Raw genomic sequence first — 23341 nt, 5'->3', positions numbered from 1 at the left:
GCCGTTCCCCTCTATCGGTTCGTCTGTTCGTACGTGTCAGGCAGCCGGTGCCAGCAGGGCAACCGGGTAGTCGCGGAGGATCTCCGCCACGTCCACCGTGCCCGGGCCAAAGGACCGGCCGCTCAGCTGGTCCGTCATGGCGACGGCGAGGCTGATGGCGGTGTCCTGCCAGCCTCCCCGCTCCGCCAGCCCGCGGGGCAGCCTCGTGGCCAGGGTGATGGCACCCGGCGCGTCCGCCCCGCGGTCAAAGGCGACCAGGTGTTCCGCGGCCGCTCCGGTGGCCTGGACCGGGGAGTAACCGGTGAACAGCTCCGGGGCGTCCCGGCGCAGCCGCAACGCCCGCGAAGTCACCAGCAGCTTCGCGGTGTCTTCCCGGTACGACGCCGGACGCTCGCCGGCGTCGAGCGCCGCCAGGGCGGCCTGCCGGGCGCCGAAGTCGAACGGGCGCCGGTTGTCCGGATCGGTCAGCGACCGGTCCCAGAACTCGGTGCCCTGGTACACGTCCGGCACGCCGGGCATGGTGAGCTGGACGAGCTTGGCGGACAGTGCGTTGGCGGAGCCGTACGGGTCCAGCAGGGAAACCAGCGAATCCAGTTCCGCGCGCACCTCGGCGTTGTCGAAGGCCGCGTCGACGGCGGCCGCCAGCTTCGATTCGAACGCCTGATCCGGATCCAGCCAGTCGGTCGAGTTGCCAGCCTCCCGGGCGGCCTTCTGGGCGTAGGACTGCAGCCGTTCCCGGTCCGCGGGCCAAACCCCGACAATCGCCTGCCAGAGCAGGTTGGCCAGCGGGCCGTCCGGCAGCGGCGCGAGCTCCTGGAGCCGGCGCAGCGACGCCGTCCACTCCGGGGCCAGCTCGGCGAGCACGGAAATCCGCGCCCGGGTGTCCTCGCTGCGCTTCGTGTCGTGGGTGCTGAGCGTGGTCATGGACAGCGGCAGTTCAGCCTGGCGCCGCGCCATCCGGGCATGGAACTCGTCCGTGGACAGCGCGAACTCGGTGGGATCGGCGCCGACCTCGGTGAGGGTGCCCAGCCGGGTGTAGCGGAAGAAGGCGGTGTCCTCGACGCCCTTGGCCATCACCATGCCGGAGGTCTGCTGGAAGCGGCGGCCCAGCTCGGCGTCGTCCCCGGGCCCGGCGTGCAGCAGCAGCGGCAGCAGCGTCTGCACGACGGGTTCCAGCTCAGGCCGGCGCTGCACGGCGAGTTCGCATGCTTCGCGCAGCACGTCGTCGCCTTCGGGCAGGTAGCTGCGGTAGACCGGGAAGGCCGCGGTGATCTCGGAGAGGGCGTCGACGGCTTCTGCCGCGTTGAGCCCGGCGGATGCCGGCACCAGCCGGGCGAGCCGCAGCATCTCCGAATGCAGGATCCCGTCCGTGATCCGCCGCTTGGTGCCGCGGATCATCTCCTCATAGTCCGCGGGTTCGCCGCCCCGCAGCGAGGTGTCCAGGGCGTCGAGCCCAGCCTGGCCGGCGGGATCGACGAAGAGCCGGTCCACGTCCGCGAGGGCGTCGTACCCGGTGGTCCCCTCGCACTCGAAGGCAGCCGGGAGTTCCTCCCCCGGCTCGAGGATCTTCTCGATCAGCAGGTAGGCCCCGCCGGTCACCTCGCGCAGCCGGCGCAGGTAACCGGCCGGATCCGCGAGGCCGTCCGGGTGGTCGATCCGCAGGCCGTCAACAAGGCCTTCCCGGAACCAGCGGACGATCTCGGCGTGGGCTTCATCGAAGACCTCCGGGACCTCAACCTTGATCCCGGCGAGGGTATTGACCGCGAAGAACCGGCGGTAGTTGAGCTCGTTGTCCGCCCGGCGCCAGCCGACCAGTTCGTAGTGCTGCCGGTCGTGGACCTCGCGGGGGTTCTCCCCTTCGGTGTAGCTGCCTTCGGCCAGCGGGAAGCGGTGGTCGTAATACCGCAGTTCGCCGTCGCGGATCTCAAGCGCGTCCACGTCCGAGTCCTCGCCCAGCACGGGGATCCGGATCCGGCCGCCCCCGAAGTCCCAGTCGACGTCGAACGCCGGGGCGTACGGCGACTGCCGGCCTTCCTTGAGCAGCGACCACCACCACGGGTTCTGCACCGGGGTGGCGACGCCCACGTGGTTTGGCACAATGTCGACGAGCACGCCCATGCCGGCCTCGCGGGCCGCCCGGGACACGGCGGCCAGCCCCTCGGGGCCGCCGCGCTCCGGATCGATCGAGGCGGGGTCGGTGACATCGTAGCCGTGGTCCGAGCCCTGCTCCGCGGTGAGGATCGGCGAGAGGTAGACCCAGTCGACCCCAAGGGATTTCAGGTACGGCACGGTTTCCGCGGCGTCCTGCAGGGTGAAGCCCTGCCGGATCTGCAGCCGGTAGGTCGAGACGGGCGTCCTCATGAAGCGGTTGCCTTGGCTTCGCTGGCTTCAGCCGCCTTAGTCTGCGCCTCGGCCATCTCCTCCTGGGCGTCCTCGTGCTCAGCCATCGAAGCCAGCGACGCCGCGGCGGAGTAGTCCACCTCGACTTCCGGGCCCGAGTAGGCGCGCAGCACCACCATGGACTTGGCCGCCAGGGTCAGGGTGGTCCCGGCCTTGAGCGGTTCGTAGGCGTCGGCCTGGGCCGCGGTGTCGATGAGGACCTCCCAGTTCGGAGAGTACTCGTCGGCCGGCAGGCAGAAGTCAACGTTGTCGTCGTGGGCGTTGAAGGCCATCAGGAAGCTGTCGTCGGTGATCCGGCGGCCGCGGGAGTCCTGTTCCTGGATGCCGTGGCCGTTGAGGAACACGCCGATGGTGCGGCCGAAGCCGCTGTCCCAGTCCTCGGGCAGCATTCCGGTGCCGTCGGTCTTCAGCCAGACGATGTCCGGCAGCTTCTCGCCCTCGCCGCGGACGACCGGCCGGCCGTCGAAGAACCGGCTGCGGCGGAAGGTCGGGTGGTCGTGGCGGATCTTGTTGACGAAGGCCGTGAACTCCACGAGCGGCTGGTCCATGGCTTCCCAGTGGATCCAGCTGAGCTCGGAGTCCTGGCAGTAGGTGTTGTTGTTGCCCTGCTGGGTGCGGCCGAGTTCGTCGCCGTGCAGCAGCATCGGCACGCCCTGGGAGAGCAGCAGTGTGGCGATGAAGTTGCGCTGCTGGCGGGCGCGGAGGGCGAGCACGGTTTCGTTGTCGGTGTCGCCTTCCTCGCCGCAGTTCCAAGAGCGGTTGTGCGATTCGCCGTCGTTGTTGCCTTCGCCGTTGGCGTCGTTGTGCTTCTCGTTATAGGACACCAGGTCCCGCATGGTGAAGCCGTCGTGGGCGGTGACGAAGTTGATCGAGGCCACCGGGCGCCGGGCCGAGCTCTCGTACAGGTCGGCGGAGCCGGTCAGGCGGGACGCGAATTCGCCCAGCGTGGACGGTTCGCCGCGCCAGAAGTCACGGACCGTGTCGCGGTACTTGCCGTTCCATTCGGTCCACTGCGGCGGGAAGTTGCCCACCTGGTAGCCGCCGGGGCCAACGTCCCACGGTTCGGCGATGAGCTTGACCTGGGAGACGACCGGATCCTGCTGGATGAGTTCGAAGAAGGTGGAGAGCTTGTCGACGTCGTAGAACTCGCGGGCCAGCGTGGAGGCGAGGTCGAAGCGGAAGCCGTCGACGTGCATTTCGGTCACCCAGTAGCGCAGGGAGTCCATCAGCAGCTGCAGGGAGTGCGGGTGCCGGACGTTGAGCGAGTTGCCCGTGCCGGTGTAGTCCATGTAGTGCTTCTGGTCGCCGTCGACCAGGCGGTAGTAGGCCTGGTTGTCGATGCCCTTGAAGGACAGGGTGGGGCCGAGGTGGTTGCCCTCCGCGGTGTGGTTGTAGACGACGTCGAGGATGACCTCCATGCCCGCCCGGTGCAGATCGCGGACCATGGCCTTGAATTCCTGGACCTGGTGTCCGACGTCGCCGGAGGAGCTGTAGGTGTTCTGCGGGGCGAAGAAGCCGATGGTGTTGTAGCCCCAGTAGTTGTTGAGGCCCTTCTCCACCAGGGTGCCGTCGTTGACGAACTGGTGGACCGGCATGAGCTCAACCGCGGTCACGCCGAGTTTCTTCAGGTGCTCGATGACGGCCGGGTGGGCGACGCCGGCGTAGGTGCCGCGCTGTTCCTCGGGGATCTCCGGGTGCAGTTCGGTGAGGCCCTTGACGTGCGCCTCGTAGATGACCGACTCGTGGTACGGAATGCGCGGCTGGCGGTCGCCGTCCCACTCAAAGAACGGGTTGATGACCACGCCGTGCATGGTGTGCGGCGCCGAATCGGCGTCGTTGCGCGAATCGGGGTCGCCGAATTCGTAGGAGAAGAGCGCCGGGTCCCAGTCGATCTGGCCCTGGATGGCCTTGGCGTAGGGGTCCATCAGCAGCTTGTTGGGGTTGAAGCGGTTTCCGTTCGCCGGATCGTACGGGCCGTGCACACGGTAGCCGTACTTCTGCCCGGGCTGGATCTGCGGCAGGTAGCAGTGCCAGACGTAGCCGTCCACCTCGGTCAGTTCAATCCGCGTCTCGCTCAGGTCGTCGGCCAGAAGGCAGAGTTCCACCCGCTCCGCTTGTTCGCTGAACAGGGCAAAATTGGTGCCGGTGCCGTCAAAAGTGGCTCCCAGCGGGTAAGCCGTTCCGGGCCAGACTTCCATGTGTACTCCTCGTGCGATGCGGACAATCTCTAGACAGACTACTTGTAAGTAAGGTTACTAATTTACCGGAGGCGCAGGGTGTGCGCATTGTTACAGTCTCGCGATGACCTCCGGCAAGGCCTCGGCAATGTCCGACGCCGTCAGCGGTCCCCCGTTTGAGGCGGCTGTTCCGGCGCGGCCGTGCAGGCTGGCCGCCATCGCAGCAACGGCGGCCCACCGGTCCGGGCCGTCGAGCCGTAAGGCGCTGAAGGCGTCGGAGCCTTCCGCGAGTTGCGCCAGCAGGGCACCGAGTACCCCGGCCAGCACGTCGCCGCTGCCCGCCGTCGCCATCCAGGGACTGGCCTCGGCCTGGCTGAAGATCGCCCCCGAGGGCGCCGCCACCAGGGTGGTAGCCCCCTTGAGCAGCACGGTCGCTCCGGTGAGCCCGCTGGCCTGCCGGACGGCGGCGAGGGTGGCGTCCTCAACGGCGGTGCGCCCCGGTCCGGCGCCGTAACGCTCCAGCAAGCCGGCAAGTTCGCCGGCATGCGGGGTGAGCACGGTGTGCGCGGACAACTCCCGGGGCAGGGCCGGGAGTGCCCCGGCGTCGGCCACGGTGGGAAGGCCAGCGGCGGCCGCCTCGCGGACGCGCTCCAGCTGCTCGTGGGCCCCGTCGTCGAGTCCCGGCCCCAGCAGCCAGGCCTGGACGTGGGCGTCGGCCACGGACGTGCCGCACACTACTTCGGGGCAGGACTGGCGAACCAGGTCCGCGACCTCCGGCGGGCCTACGTAGCGGACCATGCCGGCACCTGCGGCCAGCGCGCCGCGGCAGGCGAGCACGGCCGCCCCCGGGTAGCGGGCGGATCCGGCGACGACGCCGAGCACGCCCCGGGAGTATTTGTGTGAGCGGCGTCCCGGATGCGGCAGGAGAGCCGCCAAGTCGGCTGTTTCCAGGCGCCGCAGCTCGGGGTCCGCCAGCGCGTGCTCGATGCCGATCGGGATGGTCCGGATGCGGCCGGTGAAGTCTGCTCCCGGGTCGGCGAGCAGGCCGGCCTTCGCCGCGCCGAAGCTCACGGTCACGTCGGCGGCCAAGACAGGGGCGTGCGCTTCGCCGGTATCGGCGTCGACGCCGCTGGGGATGTCGCAGGCCACCACCAGCCCGGGCCGGCTGCGCTGCAGTTCCTGGACCAGGACGCCGGCCGCTCCCCGAAGGCCGCCCTGGGCGCCGGTACCCAGCACCGCATCGATAACGACGTCGGCYCCGGCCGCGTCTGCAGCCAGCTCCCTGGCGTTGCCGTCGCTGAGTTCGGTGTCCCGGCCGCCCGCGGCGCGGAACGCTGCCAGCGCTTCGGGGTGGGCTTCGCCGGCGGTGAGCACCGCCGTCGCCCGCAGGCCGCGGCGGGCCAGCAGCCCAGCGGCGTAGAGCCCGTCTCCGCCATTGTTGCCCTTGCCGGCCAGCACGCTCACGCTGGACCCGTAGGCCTTCAGTCCGCGGTTCCGGAGTTCCCGGATCACCGTGTTGGCGAGCCCGTAGGCCGCCCGCTGCATGAGAACAGCGCCCATACCGGGGTCCGCACTCGCCTCAAGAAGCTGTTTCTCGAGGCCTCGAATGTGGGTTCCGGTATAGGCGCTGATCATGGTGCTCAGCCTTCGGCGATCACCGTGGCGGTGGCGATACCGCCGTCGTGGCTGATCGACAGGTGCCAGCGTTTAACGCCTTTCGACTCGGCTACCGCCAGAACCGTGTCCTTGACCTGGACCGTGGGACCGTTCTGGTCCAGCCCGATCCAGCAGTCCTGCCAGTTCATCCCGGCCGGCGCTCCGAGCACCTTGGCCACGGCCTCCTTGGCGGCGAACCGTGCGGCCAGGGACCGGGTGTTCAGTTCCCGCTCGGCCGGGACAAACAGCCTGTCGCGCAACCCGGGGGTGCGCTCCAGCTGCCGGCCGAACCGCTCAATGTCTACGACGTCTACGCCAATGCCAACAATCATGCGGCTATTCTACGGTCACGCTCTTGGCCAGGTTCCGCGGCTGGTCCACGTCGTAGCCCTTGGCGCTGGCCAGTGCCAGGGCGAAGATCTGCAGGGGCACGGTGGACAGCAGCGGGGCCAGGAGGGTCGGGGTCTCCGGGATGTAGATGACGTGCTCGGCGTAGGCCTTCACCGCTTCGTCACCCTCCTCAGCGATCACGATCGTCTTGGCGCCGCGGGCACGGACTTCCTGGATGTTGGAGACAATCTTGGCGTGCAGCGAGTCCCGGCCGCGCGGCGAGGGAACCACCACGAAGACCGGCTGGCCTTCCTCGATCAGGGCGATCGGGCCATGCTTGAGCTCTCCGGCGGCGAAGCCTTCGGCGTGGATGTAGGCGAGCTCCTTGAGCTTGAGCGCGCCTTCCATGGCTACCGGGAAGCCCACGTGGCGGCCCAGGAACAGCACGGACTTGGCGTCCACCATGTCATGGCCGAGCTTCTTGATCGCCTCGGCGTTGTCCAGGATCTGCTGGATCTTGGCCGGGATCTTGGCCAGGTCGGCGAGGATGTCCTTGATTTCGCCCTGGAACTTGTTGCCGCGCAGCTGTGCCAGGTAAAGGCCCAGCAGGTAGGCGGCGGCGATCTGGGCCAGGAACGCCTTGGTCGAGGCCACCGCGATTTCCGGACCAGCATGCGTGTACAGCACGGCGTCTGACTCGCGCGGGATGGTGGAGCCGTTGGTGTTGCAGATGGAGACAGTCTTGGCGCCCTGTTCCTTGGCGTACCGGACAGCCATCAGCGTGTCCATGGTCTCGCCCGACTGGGAGATGGAGACGATCAGGGTGTTGGCGTCCACGATCGGATCGCGGTAGCGGAACTCGTGCGAGAGTTCGACCTCGGTGGGGATCCGGCACCAGCGTTCGATCGCGTACTTCGCGACCTGGCCGGCGTAGGCGGAGGTGCCACAGGCCAGGACGATGATCTTGTCAACGCTCTTGAGCAGTTCCGTGTCGATCCGGAGCTCGTCGAGGGTCAGTTTGCCGTCGACGTCGGAGCGGCCCAGCAGGGTCTGCAGCACGGCGTCCGGCTGGTCGTGGATTTCCTTCTCCATGAAGGACGGGAAGCCACCCTTCTCCGCGGACGCGGGATCCCAGTTGACGTAGTATTCCTTGCCCTCGGCCGGGGCGCCGAAGAAGTCGGTGATCGAGACGGTGTCGGCGGTGATGGTGACGATCTGGTCCTGGCCCAGTTCCACGGCGCGGCGCGTGTAGTCGATGAAGCCGGAAACGTCGGAGCCGAGGAAGTTCTCGCCCTCGCCCAGGCCCACCACGAGCGGTGAGTTGCGGCGGGCGGCCACGACGACGTCGGGCTGGTCCGCGTGCACGGCGAGCAGCGTAAAGGCGCCCTCAAGGCGCTGGCAAGCAAGTTCCATGGCCTTGGTCAGGCCGCCGTTGGAGTTGTCGCCGCCGAGCTGGTTGCGGTAGATGTCACCGATCAGCGCAGCGGCCACCTCGGTGTCCGTCTCGGAGAGGAAGGTGACTCCTTTGGCCACCAGCTCCTGCTTCAGCTCCGCGAAGTTTTCGATGATGCCGTTGTGGATGAGCGCCAGCTTGCCGCCGTCGGACAGGTGCGGGTGCGCGTTCAGGTCCGTGGGGCCGCCGTGGGTAGCCCAGCGGGTGTGACCGATGCCGGTAACGGCGTCCGGCAGCGGGTGGGCCGCCAGTTCCTCGATCAGGTTGCTCAGTTTCCCCGACTTCTTGCGGGAGGAAATGGCGCCGTCCGCCACCACCGCGATCCCGGCGGAGTCATAGCCGCGGTACTCAAGGCGCCGCAATCCCTCCAGGACAACGTCCAGGGCTTTGTGTTCAGTATTTACCCGGCCAGCCGAGCGGCCTACATATCCAACGATTCCGCACATGGACACAAGCCTAACTGGTTTCCCGGTCGTCCGACGTAGGATGTGCCGCCCGCGACCGGTCCCGGGCGGCCGCCGGAGCGCCTATTTCGCTCTGGGCGTTGTCAAGGGCAGAATCTCTATGGTGACTTTGCAACGCAACGAAGCGAACGGCGAGGGCGTCTCCCCGTTCGTCGAGCTGGACCGGCAGACCTGGTCCCGGCTCGCTGCCCAGATGGAGCAGCCCCTCAACGAAGAGGACGTGCTCCGCCTCCGCGGCCTGGGCGACCCCCTTGACATGAAGGAGGTCCGCGAGGTCTACCTCCCGCTCTCCCGGCTGCTGCACCTCTATGTTGAGGCCGCCAACCAGCTTCACGCGGCCACCACGACGTTCCTGGGCGAGAAAACGCAGCGGACCCCGTTTGTGATCGGCGTGGCAGGGTCGGTGGCCGTGGGCAAATCCACCATCGCCCGAGTGCTGCGCGAAATGCTCCGGCGCTGGCCCGGGACCCCCAATGTCGAACTGATCACCACCGACGGGTTCCTCTACCCCCTTGCCGAGCTCAAGCGCCGTCAACTCCTGGACCGCAAAGGATTCCCGGAATCTTACGACCGCCGGGCGCTGCTGCGCTTCGTGAGCGAAGTCAAGGGCGGGGCCGAGGAAGTGCGGGCCCCTTGGTACTCGCACGTCACTTACGACATCGTCCCGGGCAAGGAAGTGGTGGTCCGCCGCCCGGACGTGCTGATTGTCGAGGGGCTGAATGTGCTGGCGCCGGCACGGCCGCGGCACGACGGCCGGCAGGGACTCGCGTTGAGCGACTTCTTCGACTTTTCCATCTACGTCGACGCCAAGACCTCCTACATCGAGGAATGGTACGTGGACCGGTTCCGCAAGCTGCGGACCACTGCCTTCGCACAGCCGGAGTCCTACTTCCACCGCTATGCCACGCTGTCCGATTCCGAGGCGGAGCAGACCGCACGGGACATCTGGAAGCGGATCAACGAGCCGAACCTGGAGGAGAACGTCCTCCCAACCCGCGGCCGGGCCCAGCTGGTGCTGACCAAGGATGCCGACCACTCCATCCGCCGCATGCTGCTGCGTAAGGTCTAGCACAGGTGTGCCACGACAGCTCCGGCGCTGCGCCGGGCCGGGACAAGGACCGCCGCCGGAAGGCCGGGCGCCTCGTCGCCGCGGCAACGGCCCTGGCCGTCCTGGCCGCTGTGGCGGGCTGCAGCCCGGGAGGCAACCCTTCTCTGCCCGGCTCCGGCACGACTGTGCCAACTGGCAGCCCCTCCTCCCCCACGGTGTCCGCCGCCGGTTCGCCGACGGCCCCGTCCGCCTCTGTCTCAGCCTCCGCGTCGCCGGCGGCCGCGTCTGCGTCCGCCTCTCCGTCGGCTGCGCCGGCCACTTCAGCGCCGGCCACTTCACTGCCGGGCCGGAAGTATTCGCTGGCGGACCCGGCAAGCCCGTGGGTGGTGGTGAACAAACACCGGCCGCTCTCCCCCGCGACCTTCGTTCCCGCCGAGCTCGTGCAGCCGGCCGTCCGGCTGGCGGTCTCCGGCGAGGCCGCACAGTTGAACCGCACGAYGGCGGCGGCGGCTGAGCGGATGTTTGGGCAGGCCGCGGCGTCCGGCGTCGTGCTGACCTTGGCGAGCGGCTACCGGTCCTACGCCACCCAGACCGCTACGTACAACGGCTATGTCTCATCCAGGGGCCGGGCGGAGGCGGACACCGCGTCCGCGCGGCCGGGCTACTCTGAGCACCAGACGGGCTGGGCCTTTGATATCGGCGACGGCGGCGGGGTGTGCAGCTTCCAGCCGTGCTTCGCCCAGCAGCCGGCGGCAGTGTGGGTCAAGGCCAACGCCTACCGTTTTGGCTTCGTGGTGCGCTACCCCTGGATGGAGCACCCGGTCACCGGCTACTTCTACGAGCCGTGGCACCTCCGCTACGTCGGCGTCGAAGCTGCCGGCGACATGCACCGGCGGGGCATCACCACCCTGGAGAAGTACTTCGGCCTCCCAGCGGCGCCGGCCTACCGCTGAGCACGGCCGGGTAGGCACCGGAAACTAAAGGTGGCCCGTTTCGTGACGGAAACGGGCCACCTTTTTGCATTCGGGAGGCTACTCGGTGACGAGCTCCAGCGCGAGCTCGGTCCTGACCACCTGGGCCAGGCCCTCGGCGACCTCCTGTGCCGTCTCCTGGTCCGCTGCTTCCACCATGACGCGGACCACGGGCTCGGTACCCGACGGGCGCAGCAGCACGCGGCCGGTGTCGCCCAGCTGGGCCTCGGCGCGGGCCACGGCCGCGGCCACGGTTTCGTCACCCTTGACCCGGCTGCGGTCGACGCCCTTGACGTTGATCAGCACCTGCGGAAGCTTCGTCATCACGGTGGCCAGCTCCTTGAGCGGGCGGCCGGTCATCGCCACGCGGGCGGCCAGCTGCAGCCCCGTCAGGACGCCGTCGCCGGTGGTGGCGTGATCGGAGAAGATCACGTGGCCGGACTGTTCACCGCCGAGGTTGAAGCCGCCTTCGCGCATGCCTTCGAGCACGTAGCGGTCCCCCACACCGGTCTCGCGCAGGCTGATGCCCGCTTCGCGCAGGGCAATCTTGAGTCCCAGGTTGCTCATCACCGTTGCCACCAGGACGTCGTCCTTGAGCTTGCCGGCTTCCTTGAGGGCCACGGCCAGGATGGCCATGATCTCGTCGCCGTCCACTTCCTTGCCCTCGTGGTCCACGGCCAGGCAGCGGTCGGCGTCGCCGTCGTGGGCAATGCCAAGGTCGGCGCCGTAGTCGAGGACCGCCTGCTTCAGCGGGCCGAGGTGCGTGGAACCCACGCCGTCGTTGATGTTGAGGCCATCCGGCTCGGCCCCGATCACCAGCACCTCTGCACCGGCGGACTTGAAGACCTCGGGCGAGCAGCCGCTGGCGGCGCCGTGCGCGCAATCCAGGACAACCTTCAGGCCGTCCAGGCGGTGCGGGAGGGTGCTCAGCAGGTGCAGGATGTAGCGGTCTTCCGCGTCGGAGAACCGCTGGATCCGGCCCACTTCGCCGCCGACCGGCCGGTACGGCTCCTTGCTCAGCTGTTCCTCGATCGCGTCCTCCACGTCATCGGGGAGCTTCTGTCCGCCGCGGGCGAAGAACTTGATGCCGTTGTCCGGGGCAGGGTTGTGGGAGGCGGAGATCATCACGCCGAAGTCGGCGTCGAGGTCGGCAACCAGGTACGCGGCGGCCGGCGTCGGTAGCACACCGGCGTCGTAGACGTCGATCCCGGAGCTGGAGAGCCCGGCCTCTACGGCGGCCGCGAGGAACTCGCCGCTGGCCCGCGGGTCGCGCGCGACGACGGCGCGCGGCCTGTTGCCGTTGGTATTGCGGTCGTGGCCAAGCACGACGGCGGCGGCCTGCGCCAGCTGCAACGCCAACTCTGCGGTCAGTAGGCCGTTAGCAAGGCCCCGGACACCATCTGTTCCAAATAATCTAGACATCGTGCCCAAGTTTAGTCGATCACGGGCTCTTGTCCCGTTTCGGGCCATCGAGGGCCCGTATAACGACGGAAGCCCGCCCCGCGCAATGCGGGACGGGCCTCCGGTTCCAACCGTGCCGCCGTGGCGACATCGGGTGGGAAGCGCTGTTTAGCGCTTGGAGTACTGCTGAGCCTTACGTGCCTTCTTGAGACCAGCCTTCTTACGCTCGATGACGCGTGCGTCACGGGTAAGGTAGCCGGCCTTCTTGAGGGTGGCGCGGTTGTTCTCGACGTCGATCTCGTTCAGCGAACGGGCGATGCCGAGGCGCAGTGCACCGGCCTGGCCGGAGGGGCCACCGCCGTGGATGCGGGCGATGACGTCGTAGGCGCCTTCGAGATCAAGGATCTTGAAGGGCTCGTTGACGTCCTGCTGGTGCAGCTTGTTCGGGAAGTAGTTCGACAGCTCGCGGCCGTTGATGGTCCACTTGCCGGAGCCCGGCACAACGCGAACGCGTGCAACGGCTTCCTTGCGGCGGCCAACAGCTGCGCCGGCAACGGTCAGTGCCGGACGTTCCTTCTTCGGCGCGGCCGCGTCAGCGGCACCGCTCTCCGAGGTGTAGCTGGTCAGGTTTTCCTCAGCCTCAACGGCTTCGGTGGTCAGTTCTTCGTTCTGAGCCACGATTCTCCTTGATAAAAAGTTGGTTGGTGGCCAGGACTACTGGGCGACCTGGGTGATTTCGAAAGTCTTGGGCTGCTGGGCGGCGTGCGGGTGCTCGGCACCGCGGTAAACCTTCAGCTTGCCCAGCTGCTGTGCAGCGAGGGAGTTCTTCGGGAGCATGCCCTTGATGGCCTTCTCCACGGCGCGGACCGGGTTGGATTCCAGCAGCTCCGCGTAGTTGACGGAGGTCAGGCCGCCCGGGTAACCGGAGTGGCGGTATGCGCGCTTCTGCTCCAGCTTGGCACCGGTGAGGGCGACCTTTTCAGCGTTGATGATGATGACGAAGTCGCCCATGTCCATGTGGGACGCAAAGGTGGCCTTGTGCTTGCCGCGCAGCAGGATTGCGGTCTGGCTGGCGAGACGACCAAGGACAACGTCGGTGGCGTCAATGACGTGCCACTGGCGGTTGATATCGCCGGGCTTCGGGGTGTACGTACGCACGGTGTTTGCCTCGTTCTTGTTCTGGCGTTCTTGTTTTAGGCGTCACGCAAAGGTGCACCTACTATCTATGCGCTACCGGAACAGAGGTGAGGGCTCTATGTAACCAGTCATCCTGTGGTCTCGAATGTGCACGTTGAGTAGCTATCCTGCAACCGGATTCTCAAGCGGGCACGCATCATCGAGATAGGACACGCACAACGACTACCAAGAATAGCGGAAGCCGGGGTCGTGGGTCAAAATGGGGTGTCCGGTGGTGCGCTGCCCTGCGTGCCGTTCGTTTCCGGCCCGCAGCGTTCCTGGAGGTACCGTGCCCGCTCCCGCCCTTGCAGGTTCCGCGGCACTGCTGTTCCTCGCCGGCGCGGCCATTGCCGGACTCTGCCTCGGGCTGCTCGCCGATGTGTTCGTCCGCCGCACCCTGCCGCACCTTGCAGGCCGGCCGGGCCGTGCGCAGAGAACGACGACGGCGGTTTCCGCCGCCGGCCTGTGCGCTCTCCTGGCCTGGCGCTTCGGCCCCGCGCCGGAATTGCCTGCCTTTATGCTTTTGGCGGTTATTGGCGTGCAGCTGGCTCGAATTGACGTTATTCATCATTTGTTGCCTAACCGGCTGGTCGTGCCCCTGCTGGGAGCCGGCGTCGTGCTCCTCGCAGCCGCTTCGCTGGCACTCGGTGGCTGGCTGTCGCTGGCCCGGGGCATCGCGGGCGCCGTCATTCTCTTCTTTTTCTACTTCATCTTGGCTCTCATCAGCCCCAAGAGCCTCGGAATGGGCGATGTAAAGCTCGCCGCTCCCCTCGGTCTGTACTTGGGGTACTTAGGCTGGACGCAGTTGTTCTATGGTGGCGCGCTGGGGTTTGTGGCCGGCGGCGTGGTTTCCCTGGCACTCGTGCTCAAAAACCCCGGAAACAAGCCCAAAGAGGTAGCCTTCGGGCCATCCATGCTGGCCGCCGCCCTGATCACGGCATTGGTCTCCGCGTAGCCTCTCCCCTCCCCCCTTTCCTGGTCGAACCAGTAAGCCCGCTTATCAAAACAAGTAGTTACCGCCGGGCCTCCGGAAAGAACTGAGTACACCTCTCCGGACGCCATACGTAAAACCCTCTTTTCGCCTCCAGAAGTCGAGTAGTCGAAGCCATTGCAACGCCGTTAATCGGCGTGCAAATGTTGTGCCAACGAAGCCCCACCAGATAGAAAAGGGGATTTGCTGGAGCTTCGTAAATCTATTCAAAACTCTGGAAAAGGACTTATAAAATGACTGGTCTCATGGTCTCAATGCTTTCTTTCATCGCCGGCGTCAAGGACCGCCTCGAATCCGAAAAGGGAGCGACCGCCACGGAATACTCGCTGCTCGTGGCCTTCATCGCCTTCATCGTCATCGGCGGCGTCACCATCTTCGGCCAGGGCCTCAGCGCCTGGTTCGCCGAGCTCGGTGGACACGTCGCCGCCTGGTCCAACTAGGCGCAGGCAGCTCAGCAGGTCTCAGCTCTACGCAATGTGCCGCGTCCGTGTCTCGCGGACGCGGCACATTTCTTAAAACCATTCGCTGCCTCTATCCCTGGGGGGATTCCATGAAACGCAGCAGTTCGCCGGCGCCCAAGTCTCGGGCGCAGGGGCGGGACCGCGGCTCGGCCGCCGTCGAATTCGCCCTCGTAGCACCGATCCTCCTGTCCCTGGTAGTGGGAATCGTGGAGTTCTCGTACACCTACAATCTTCAGATTTCCGTGACCCAGGCCGCCCGCGAGGCGGCCAGGACCATGGCCATCAAGAACAACCAGGCCGACGCAAGGGCGGCAGCTGTGGCCGGCGCGCCGGGGCTCAGCCCGGCCGGCTTCAGCTACACGTTTTCTCCCGCCGCCTGTGCCAACGGGAGCACCGCAAGAGTCAACGTCACCTACACCACGAACACTCTGACTAGCTTCTTCGGAAGCACCGTCACGCTGCATGGGACGGGAGCCATGCGGTGCAACGGCTGAAGGCTATGGCCACCCGCAAGCACCGGGACGAGCGTGGCGCAAGCGGCGTGCTGGCAGCGGTCATGATGCTGGTGCTCATCGGCGCCGGGGCCCTGGCCGTTGACACCGGCCAGATCTATGCCGAGCGGGCGCAGCTGCAGAACGCAGCGGACGCAGGCGCCATGGCCGCTGCCCAGCGGTGCCACCAGGCCGGCGGCTGCAGCGTTGGACAGGCCATGACGTGGGCCGCCGAGCTGAGCGGTCCCAACTCCAACGACGGCGCCACTACCGTTGACTCCGTCGACCTGTCAGTGCCCAACCAGGTCAAGGTTGTGACCTCCACGCGCGGCAGCAACGGCGCGGGTTTCTTGACGAAACTCTTCGCCAGCGCACTGAATGCTCCGCCGGTAACCGTCCGGGCCAACGCCATCGCGTCCTTCAGTAACAAGACGAACGGGTCCAGCTTCCCGCTGGCGTTGTCCGATAGCTGCTTCAACCTCTCGGGCGGAAGCCAAACCGCAGAGGTCCAGAAAGTCTCCTACAAGCCAGGCGGAACGTGCACGGGACCTTCGGGAACTCAGATCCCCGGCGGTTGGGGCTGGCTCGATCGGAGCTCCCCATGCATCGCTGAAACCACTACCGGAAACAACCGGGCGGGGTCCGACCCCGGCAACAACCCGCCGACTGACTGCGACACAGTGCTTGGCGGCTGGATCGCAACCATCCTCGCGGGGGGCGACGTCAAAGTGGCCTTCCCCGTCTTTGACAATGCCGGAGGCCAGGGGCAGAACGGCTACTTCCATGTGATCGGCTACGCCACTTTCAAGATGTGGGGCTGGAAGTTCGGCAATAACCACAATTACGAATTCCGCAACACTGCTGGAGATCCTGGCATGAACAGCGCCCTGGCCTGCTCCGGCGGCAACAATCGCTGCATCATCGGTCAATTCGTGAAATTCGAAACCATTGATTCGACTGGAGGTATTTCGGGGGGCGGAGCCGACTTGGGAACCGTTGAAATAAAGCTCATCAAATAAGCAATTTCTAAGGAGTTATGATGAAAACACGCCTGCTGGGGGGCATCGCCGCATTGCTTGTGGCAATTGTTGGAACCGTACTGCTGGTCTCATATGTTCAGAACGCCGATAAACGGGCGCTGGCCGGCACGGAAACAGAATCAATCTATGTTGTGCAAAAGGCCATTCCGGCCGGCACGCCCGCGGAAAAGCTCGCGGCAATGGTGACCAAGAAGGAAGTCCCGAAGCTGGCGCTGGCCGACAGCAGCGTCACGGATCTCGGAACGCTGGGGTCCAAGGTCACGGCTGTTACGTTGATGCCGGGTGAGCAACTGCTCTCCAGCCGGTTGGTGGAAGAGAACGCCTTCCTCGGCCCCGCTCGGGTCCAGGTGCCGGCAGGCCTTCAGGAGATCACCCTGAAGCTCCCCATCGAGCGAGTCGCGGGAGGCGTTTTGAAGGCCGGCGACACGGTGGGCGTCTTCCTCTCGCTGGAGGAGACCGGCGGCACGGCGGGGGTCAAGGTCAGCCGGACGCAGCAAACCTTCCACAAGGTCCTGGTCACGGCGTCGCAGTTCAGCAACGGATCAGCCACGCAGACGGGAACGGCTGACACCGAAGCCGGCGCGAGCCAGGTATCGTCCACTTCCTCCACCAAGGAGCAGGGTGACGGCAGCTATCTCATTACCCTGGCCAGGAACTCCGCAGATGCGCAGCGGATCGTCTTTGCCACCGAGTTCGGCAAGGTGTACCTGTCAAAGGAACCTGGCACTGCCGTCGAATCGGGCAAGGGCACAGTGGACGCGGCAGGGCTGTTCCGATGAGCCGCTTCGTCCTGATCACGCCGAACGCTGATTTCGAACGTCTGGTCCGTCTGGCCGTGGGCGGCATGCATGGTGACCTCCATGTCTTCAAGGCCGACTACCTGCCTGAGGGCCCCGCCGACATCATGCGCCAGATGGTTGGCGAGCCGCCGGAGGTTCTCATCCTCGGCCCGGGCGTGCCCGTGGCGGACTCCTTGAAGCTGGCGGCCGTGGTGGACCTCCAGTATCCCGAAATCAGCGTGGTCCTGGCCGTTACGACCAGCCCTGAAACTGTCGTCCAGGCAATGCGCGCCGGGGTCCGGGACCTGCTGGATCCCGGAGCGGACCCTGACACCATCAGGGTCATGCTGGAACGGGCCAGCCTCGCTGCGGCCGGCCGGCGTCGTGGACTTGGCCCGCAGGCCACCGAGCATGCCGACCACGGTGCGGGGCGAGTCATCGCGGTGATGTCTCCCAAGGGCGGTGTGGGCAAGACAACGGTCGCCACCAACCTCGCTGTCGGGCTCGGCAAGACTGCACCCATGGGCGTGGTGATCGTGGATCTTGACCTCCAGTTCGGCGACGTGGCCAGCGGCCTGCTGCTCGAACCGGAGTTCACCATCACCGACGCCGTGATGGGAGCTGCCAGCCAGGACTCCATGGTGCTCAAGACGTACCTGACGGTCCACCCGGCCGGCATCTACGCTCTCTGCGCGCCCCGGACGCCCGTCGAAATGGACCGCATCAGCGCGGCCCATGTCTCCCATCTGCTGGAGCAGTTGCGGAAGGAGTTCCGGTACATCGTGGTGGATACCGCACCGGGGCTGGGTGAGCATGTCCTCGCCACCTTGGAGCAGGCCACGGACGCTGTCTGGATCTGCGGCATGGATGTGCCCAGCATCCGGGGCATGCGGACCGGATTCCAAATCCTCGACGAACTGAACCTGGTGCCGGCGAATCGCCACATCGTGCTCAACATGGCTGATCGTCGGGCGGGGCTGTCGCTGAAGGATGTCGAGGCCACCATCGGAGCCCCCGTGGACGTGGTGTTGCCGCGCTCACGCACCCTTCCGTTCTCCACCAATAAGGGCGTCCCCATCCTCCAGGACGGCAGCCGGGACGCCGCCCTAAAAGGTCTCCGCCGGCTGGTCGACCGTTTCAAGCCGGACTGGGACGCCAGACCGCACAAGCAACTCCACAGAAGGGCGGTAGTCCAGTGAGCCTCACCGACCGATTCCAGCAACTCCGCGGCGGCCTTCCACCCGCCGGGCCCGAGGAAAAGCCGGCCGCCGTCGACGTCTTTGCTTCGCACGCCCAGCCGGCCACCCTCGGCCGGATCCTGGAGGCGAAGACGGCGGCGGAATCGCAGCCCGGGTTCTCCGAAATCCAGCAGACCGCATCCGTCGCCAGCGAGGCGCTCAACGCGCTCAAGGAACGCGCCAGCGAGGCCCTCTTCGAACGGCTCGGCTCGCGAATCACCGACTCATCAATTGACGAAGCGGAGCTTCACCAATCCGTCAAGGACGAGCTGAAGGCTGTTGTGGACGAGGAGCAAATCCCCCTCACCGCAATCGAACGGCAGCGGCTGATCCGCGAAATCATCGACGACGTATTGGGCCATGGCCCCATCCAGAGATACCTGGACGATCCGACGGTGACCGAGGTCATGGTCAACCGCTTCGACCAGATCTATGTGGAACGCCAGGGCCACCTTCAGCTGACCGATTCCAAGTTCACGTCCGACGACGCCCTGCGGCGGGTCATCGAAAGGATCGTTTCCAATGTGGGACGGCGGATCGACGAATCCTCGCCCTTGGTGGACGCCCGGCTGGCGGACGGGTCCCGTGTCAACGCGATCATCCCTCCGCTAGCCGTCAACGGGCCGGCCCTGACCATCCGGAAGTTCGGCCGGGATCCGCTCACCGTCCATGACCTCATTTCGATGGGGAGCCTCTCACCGGAAATGGCGGAGCTGTTGCAGGCCTGCGTACTGGCCAGGCTCAACATCATCGTTTCGGGTGGCACCGGCACCGGAAAGACGACCCTGCTCAACGTGCTGTCCTCGTTCATTCCGAGTTCGGACAGGATCGTCACCATCGAGGACGCCGTGGAACTGCAGCTGCAGCAGGACCATGTGGTCCGTTTGGAGAGCCGGCCCCAAAACATCGAGGGCAAGGGAGAAATCTCCATCCGCGACCTGGTTCGCAACTCGCTGCGCATGCGGCCGGACCGGATTGTGGTCGGCGAAGTCCGCGGCGGGGAGTGCCTGGACATGCTGCAGGCCATGAACACCGGCCACGATGGCTCCATCTCCACGGTTCACGCCAACTCCCCCAGGGATGCCATTGCCCGGCTCGAAACCTTGGTGTTGATGGCCGGCATGGACCTGCCGCTGCGGGCCGTCCGCGAGCAGGTTGCCTCGGCAGTGAACCTGATCGTCCATATTTCCCGGCTCCGGGACGGCTCCCGGCGCGTCACTCACATCACCGAGGTCCAAGGCATGGAGGGCGACGTCGTTACGCTTCAGGATGCCTTCGTCTTCGACTACTCCGCCGGCATCGACGCCAGTGGCAGATTCCTGGGAAAGCCCGTGCCCACCGGCGTCCGTCCGAGGTTCACCGATCGCTTCGCCGAGCTCGGGATCGCGATTTCGCCGGCAGTATTTGGCGCAGCGCCTGTCAGGGGGCGGTAACAGTGCAGGATCTGTCTCCCCTTGTCTTTGTCGCCGGCCTCGTCCTGGCGTACGCAGCCCTGGCGACGACGGTCGCCGTCCTCCTCAAGCCCCACGCGGTGCCGCTTTCCCGGCGCCGGCCCGATGAGGCGGCCGCCCACTCGTCAAACCTCACCAAGCTGACCGACCAAGCCGTGCACACTCTCAACAGGGGTCTCCGAAGCCGCGGCTCCGGACTGCTCAGCCGGGAGAAGCTCGAGCGTGCGGGGCTGAAGAAACAGCCGGGCGACTACGTACTGATGGGGTGCGCCCTCACATTCGTGGCCGCTGTCCTGGGCTTCCTCCTCGGCGGCCCAGTCCTGGCCGTGCTGCTGACGCTACTGACACCTGTCGGTCTCCTGTTGTTCCTCAACGTTCTGGTCTCGCGGCGTCGCAAGAAGTTCGACGAGCAGGTGCCGGACGCGCTGCAGATGCTCGCCGGCGGTCTCCGCGCCGGCCACAGCCTGCTCCGGGCAGTGGACGCTGCCGCCGAGGAGAATGAGGCGCCGATGAAAGAGGAACTCAGCAGGGTGGTGAACGAGACCCGCATTGGCCGGGACCTTGGCGATTCGCTCGCAGAGGTTGCCCGGCGCACTGCCAACGAGGACTTCGCTTCGATTACCCGGGCCATCGAGATCCACCGGGAAGTCGGCGGCGATCTCGCCCAGGTCCTGGACCACGTGGGCGAGACTATCCGGGACCGCAACCAGATCAGGGGCCAGGTCAGGGCGCTCAGTGCGGAGGGCAGGATGTCCGCCATAGTCCTGATGGCGCTCCCGGTGGTGATGTTTGTTGGCCTGACACTTTTCAACCCGCTGTACTCGAAGGTCTTCCTGACCACTTTTCCCGGGTTCCTGATGATCCTCGCGGCCCTGGTCCTGCTGACCGTGGGCGGCTTCTGGCTCAGCCGACTCATCAAGCCGAAGTTCTGAGAAAGGGAGAGAACCGTGCAAACTATTGCCTACGCCGCCATCCTGGCGGTCATCGCCCCGCTCTCGATCATGACCTGGCTAGCCTTCACCGGAGACCGGGCGGCCGTGCGAAACATCCAGGCCAATCTCGGTCGCGGTCCGCAGGCGACCGGATCTTTGCTCTCGGCCGGAGGCCAACTGGCGGAGCTGAGCCGGAAGATCACGCCCAAGGGCTACACGGCGTGGCTGGACAAGCAGCTCGCCGGCGCCGGCCGGCCGAAGGACTGGCCCTTGGGGCGTGTGCTTATGGTCAAGCCCCTGCTGGCTCTTCCGGGAGCAGTCATGGGAATCGTCATGGTTGCCGGAAGCCCCACGACGCTCAATGTCCTCCTCATGGTGGCCATGACCGCCTTGGCCTATTTTGTCCCGGATATCCTGCTCCGGAACCACGCCCAGAAGCGGCGCGAAGCGATCAAGTTGGAACTGCCGGACGCGTTGGACCAGATGCTCATCTCCGTCCAGGCCGGTCTCGGCTTCGAAACCGCCATGGCGCGTGCCGGCCAGAACGGCAAGGGTCCCCTCGCCGAGGAATTGATCAGGACCCTGCAGGATATCCAGGTGGGCCGCTCCCGCAAGGACGCGTACGTGGCCATGGCCCAGCGCGTCGACGTACCTGACCTGCGCTCCTTTGTCCGGGCAGTGGTGCAGGCCGACGCTTACGGCATCGCTATCGCGAAAGTGCTGAACGCCCAGGCGAAGGACATGCGCGTGAAGCGCCGCCAACGCGCGGAGGAGCACGCCATGAAGATGCCCGTCAAGATGCTGTTTCCGCTCATCTTCTCGATCCTCCCCACGTTGTTCATCGTGGTGCTGGGCCCCACGGTGATGAGCATCATGGAGGTCTTCGCCAACAGATAACCACGCGGCCGCGTTTGGACCGCCCCAAGACCGGACCCCCTTGGTACCCAGAGCCAAGGGGGTCCTCCCTTGTCCTCCTCCCTTTTACCGGGCGCTTTTGGCGCCCCAGCGCAGTATCCGCGCAGGGAATGTACAGGAAAAGGGCAGTTTGGGAAGTCTTGGCACAGGATGTTCGAAAGTCGGATTGACGGCGTGTCGGCGGTTGCTAAGTTCCTCTCAGTGCTGGTGCAGGGCCAGCCGCCCAACTCGCTCAGGAGTCACCAATGCGTTCCTACCTCTCCAACATCGCAACCCGCCTTCGCCGCGACCAGCGCGGCGCCACCGCCGTCGAATACGGCATCATGGTCTCCCTCATCGCCGTAGTCATCATCGTCGCCGTGACGCTGCTCGGCGGCAGCCTGCACGACACCTTCACCAAGGTCCAGTGCGACATCGCCGGCGCAGGGCACACCTATGCGGCGGGCGCCAAAGCCGGGGACGCTACCTGCACCCCGTAGCACCTCTCAGCAATCCACCAGTCAGGGTTGGGGAAGGCTCCGGCCTTTCCCAGCCCTGACTGTGTTCAGGCGCCAGCGAACAGTCAGCAAGGAAGGCGGTCCCCCATGTCCAAGACAAATCAACGGGGCGCCGTCGCCGTGGAGTTCGCCCTGCTGGCCCCGGTCCTGGTCATGATCCTGCTTGGCATCATGGAGTTCGGCCGCGCCTACAACGTGCAAATTTCGCTCTCCAACGCTGCCCGTGAAGGCGCACGAGTGATGGCCATCAACTACGCGGCGCCAGCAGCCGCAACGACCGCCAAGGCCGCGGCGGTCAGCGCCGCGAGCGTGCTGAAACCGGCTCTGGCGAGCGACAAGATAACTTTCAGATATCAGACGACGCCCGCCTCGACGCCCGCGCCAACGGCCTGCGCTGCGAACGTCCAGGTCACCGTGACAATCGACTACAACTTGTCCACTATGACCGGAATCGCCGGACCATTTCCGATGAAGGGCGTAGGTACCATGCAATGCGGCGGATAACAGCTTCGCGCGATGCGGAACACGGCGGGATCGCTGTCATTGTCGCCCTGCTCATGGTGGTTCTACTCGGGTTCGCGGCCATCTCCATCGACGTTGCTCGACTCTATTCCGAACGTGGCCAACTACAGAACGGGTCCGATGCGGTGGCCCTCATGCTGGCCCAAAAATGCGCCAGGAATCTGAACGACGCGGACTGTTCCGACACCGTAACTTCGCCCGCGGTTCTCGCCAGAACGCTTGCCAACGCGAACGCCGTGGACGGACAGAGCAATGTCAAGACCATCGTCTTGGATAAGGTGAACCGCAAAGCCACGGTCACCACGAGCGCCAAGGCGAATGGGGGCGCCCTCAACTCCGTACCGGACCAATTTGCCCGCGCACTGGGCTTTTCGAACTCTGAGGTCTCGGCTACTTCGAACGTGCAGTGGGGGACGCCGTCCAAAGGCACCGTCATCGTCCCCTTGGCCATCGCCGAGTGCAAATTCTCCCCCGACCCGTCTTACGTGCAGGTCCTCAATATGAGCGCGGGCGGATGCGCAGGGATCCCAGGAGGTTTTGGATGGATCATGGACCCCAATGCCGCCGATTCTGCGTGCAGCGTTGTGATCAGCGCCGGCGCCTCGAACGATCCAGGAATCTGGTTCAGCAGCGACACCGGCGCTTCCAGACCCTCGATCTGTTCGCCCGGGGACATCAGCGCTTTGAACGACCAGACCGTCCTCCTCCCGCTCTATGCCGTGGCCACGGGCACCGGATCCGGCGGCAAGTACTACATCAAGGGCTTCGCGGCTTTTCACGTCACCGGCTACCGCTTTTCCAGTGACACCTGGAATTCGAGCGGACTGGCCAACAAATCCCTCCGCGGATACTTCGTGAAATTCGTGTCCCTGTCACAAGCCTTCGAGCTCGGAAGTACTCCCGATTACGGTGCTTCCGTTGTCCGTCTCACCATTGGAGTGCCCTAAC

22 protein-coding genes are annotated in these 23341 nt (G+C 66.0%); 14 read left to right on the top strand and 8 right to left on the bottom strand.

Annotated features, from left to right (window positions below; all coding sequences use genetic code 11):
* Positions 1-36: 36 nt before the first annotated feature.
* The 5 genes from treY to glmS all read right to left on the bottom strand — a co-directional run bounded on the left by treY (position 37) and on the right by glmS (position 8462).
* The gene (gene treY, locus AC1DK9_RS03440; RefSeq protein WP_476914989.1) at positions 37-2361 is read right to left on the bottom strand and encodes a malto-oligosyltrehalose synthase; all 2325 of its coding nucleotides are present in this window, start codon (positions 2359-2361) and stop codon (positions 37-39) included.
* On the bottom strand, positions 2358-4598 hold the full coding sequence (glgX, locus tag AC1DK9_RS03435; RefSeq protein ID WP_476914988.1) for a glycogen debranching protein GlgX: 2241 nt from the start codon (positions 4596-4598) through the stop codon (positions 2358-2360). Before glgX ends, treY begins: the two co-directional genes overlap by 4 nt.
* 90 nt (positions 4599-4688) lie before the next feature.
* Entirely contained in the window at positions 4689-6212 is a 1524-nt protein-coding gene (locus AC1DK9_RS03430; protein ID WP_476914987.1) for an NAD(P)H-hydrate epimerase, read from the bottom strand.
* 5 nt (positions 6213-6217) lie between these two features.
* Positions 6218-6565, bottom strand: coding sequence for a holo-ACP synthase (locus AC1DK9_RS03425; protein WP_175321209.1), 348 nt, complete (start codon positions 6563-6565; stop codon positions 6218-6220).
* A 4-nt stretch (positions 6566-6569) separates the two neighbouring features.
* A complete protein-coding gene (gene glmS / locus AC1DK9_RS03420) occupies positions 6570-8462 on the bottom strand; it encodes a glutamine--fructose-6-phosphate transaminase (isomerizing) (protein ID WP_476914986.1) in 1893 nt (630 codons plus the stop codon).
* Positions 8463-8580: 118 nt separating this feature from the next.
* Here glmS and coaA point away from each other — a divergent pair, with 118 nt between their 5' ends.
* Both coaA and AC1DK9_RS03410 read left to right on the top strand, forming a co-directional pair.
* A complete protein-coding gene (gene coaA / locus AC1DK9_RS03415) occupies positions 8581-9549 on the top strand; it encodes a type I pantothenate kinase (protein WP_476862329.1) in 969 nt (322 codons plus the stop codon).
* Between the two features lie 5 nt (positions 9550-9554).
* Positions 9555-10481, top strand: coding sequence for a M15 family metallopeptidase (locus AC1DK9_RS03410; RefSeq protein ID WP_476914985.1), 927 nt, complete (start codon positions 9555-9557; stop codon positions 10479-10481).
* A 78-nt stretch (positions 10482-10559) separates the two neighbouring features.
* Here AC1DK9_RS03410 and glmM read toward each other — a convergent pair whose 3' ends face one another.
* The 3 genes from glmM to rplM all read right to left on the bottom strand — a co-directional run bounded on the left by glmM (position 10560) and on the right by rplM (position 13058).
* Positions 10560-11921, bottom strand: coding sequence for a phosphoglucosamine mutase (glmM, locus tag AC1DK9_RS03405; protein WP_476914984.1), 1362 nt, complete (start codon positions 11919-11921; stop codon positions 10560-10562).
* A 147-nt stretch (positions 11922-12068) separates the two neighbouring features.
* Positions 12069-12578: a 30S ribosomal protein S9 gene (rpsI, locus tag AC1DK9_RS03400; protein ID WP_476862332.1), complete on the bottom strand. Its 510-nt coding sequence runs from the start codon at positions 12576-12578 to the stop codon at positions 12069-12071.
* Positions 12579-12614: 36 nt separating this feature from the next.
* Positions 12615-13058: a 50S ribosomal protein L13 gene (gene rplM / locus AC1DK9_RS03395; RefSeq protein WP_015937805.1), complete on the bottom strand. Its 444-nt coding sequence runs from the start codon at positions 13056-13058 to the stop codon at positions 12615-12617.
* A gap of 307 nt (positions 13059-13365) precedes the next feature.
* Between rplM and AC1DK9_RS03390 the strand changes: the two genes are divergently transcribed.
* From AC1DK9_RS03390 to AC1DK9_RS03335, 12 genes are all read left to right on the top strand, one after another.
* The gene (locus AC1DK9_RS03390) at positions 13366-14031 is read left to right on the top strand and encodes a prepilin peptidase (RefSeq protein WP_476862333.1); all 666 of its coding nucleotides are present in this window, start codon (positions 13366-13368) and stop codon (positions 14029-14031) included.
* Positions 14032-14300: 269 nt separating this feature from the next.
* On the top strand, positions 14301-14507 hold the full coding sequence (locus AC1DK9_RS03385; RefSeq protein ID WP_476862334.1) for a Flp family type IVb pilin: 207 nt from the start codon (positions 14301-14303) through the stop codon (positions 14505-14507).
* A 110-nt stretch (positions 14508-14617) separates the two neighbouring features.
* On the top strand, positions 14618-15022 hold the full coding sequence (locus tag AC1DK9_RS03380; protein ID WP_476862335.1) for a TadE/TadG family type IV pilus assembly protein: 405 nt from the start codon (positions 14618-14620) through the stop codon (positions 15020-15022).
* 5 nt (positions 15023-15027) lie between these two features.
* Positions 15028-16038 carry a pilus assembly protein TadG-related protein gene (locus tag AC1DK9_RS03375; RefSeq protein ID WP_476914983.1) on the top strand — a complete coding sequence of 337 codons (1011 nt, stop codon included), beginning with the start codon at positions 15028-15030 and terminating at the stop codon, positions 16036-16038.
* Positions 16039-16055: 17 nt separating this feature from the next.
* Complete coding sequence (gene cpaB, locus AC1DK9_RS03370; RefSeq protein WP_476914982.1) at positions 16056-16838, top strand: Flp pilus assembly protein CpaB; 783 nt, start codon at positions 16056-16058, stop codon at positions 16836-16838.
* Positions 16835-18037, top strand: a complete 1203-nt coding sequence (locus tag AC1DK9_RS03365) for a CpaE/TadZ family protein (RefSeq protein WP_476862338.1) — start codon at positions 16835-16837, stop codon at positions 18035-18037. Before cpaB ends, AC1DK9_RS03365 begins: the two co-directional genes overlap by 4 nt.
* Positions 18034-19509: a CpaF family protein gene (locus AC1DK9_RS03360; protein WP_476862339.1), complete on the top strand. Its 1476-nt coding sequence runs from the start codon at positions 18034-18036 to the stop codon at positions 19507-19509. The genes AC1DK9_RS03365 and AC1DK9_RS03360 overlap by 4 nt, the downstream gene beginning before the upstream one ends.
* Positions 19510-19511: 2 nt before the next feature.
* The gene (locus tag AC1DK9_RS03355) at positions 19512-20459 is read left to right on the top strand and encodes a type II secretion system F family protein (protein WP_476862340.1); all 948 of its coding nucleotides are present in this window, start codon (positions 19512-19514) and stop codon (positions 20457-20459) included.
* Positions 20460-20474: 15 nt separating this feature from the next.
* A complete protein-coding gene (locus tag AC1DK9_RS03350) occupies positions 20475-21356 on the top strand; it encodes a type II secretion system F family protein (protein WP_476862341.1) in 882 nt (293 codons plus the stop codon).
* Positions 21357-21619: 263 nt separating this feature from the next.
* A complete protein-coding gene (locus tag AC1DK9_RS03345; protein ID WP_476862342.1) occupies positions 21620-21853 on the top strand; it encodes a Flp family type IVb pilin in 234 nt (77 codons plus the stop codon).
* A 105-nt stretch (positions 21854-21958) separates the two neighbouring features.
* Entirely contained in the window at positions 21959-22375 is a 417-nt protein-coding gene (locus AC1DK9_RS03340) for a TadE family protein (protein ID WP_476862343.1), read from the top strand.
* On the top strand, positions 22363-23340 hold the full coding sequence (locus AC1DK9_RS03335) for a TadE/TadG family type IV pilus assembly protein (protein WP_476862344.1): 978 nt from the start codon (positions 22363-22365) through the stop codon (positions 23338-23340). The genes AC1DK9_RS03340 and AC1DK9_RS03335 overlap by 13 nt, the downstream gene beginning before the upstream one ends.
* Position 23341 lies beyond the last annotated feature (1 nt).

Source organism: Arthrobacter sp. 01T414 (assembly GCF_056398965.1).
The sequence above is the reverse complement of the archived record's forward strand: the minus strand, read 5'-3'. Positions and strand labels throughout refer to the sequence as shown.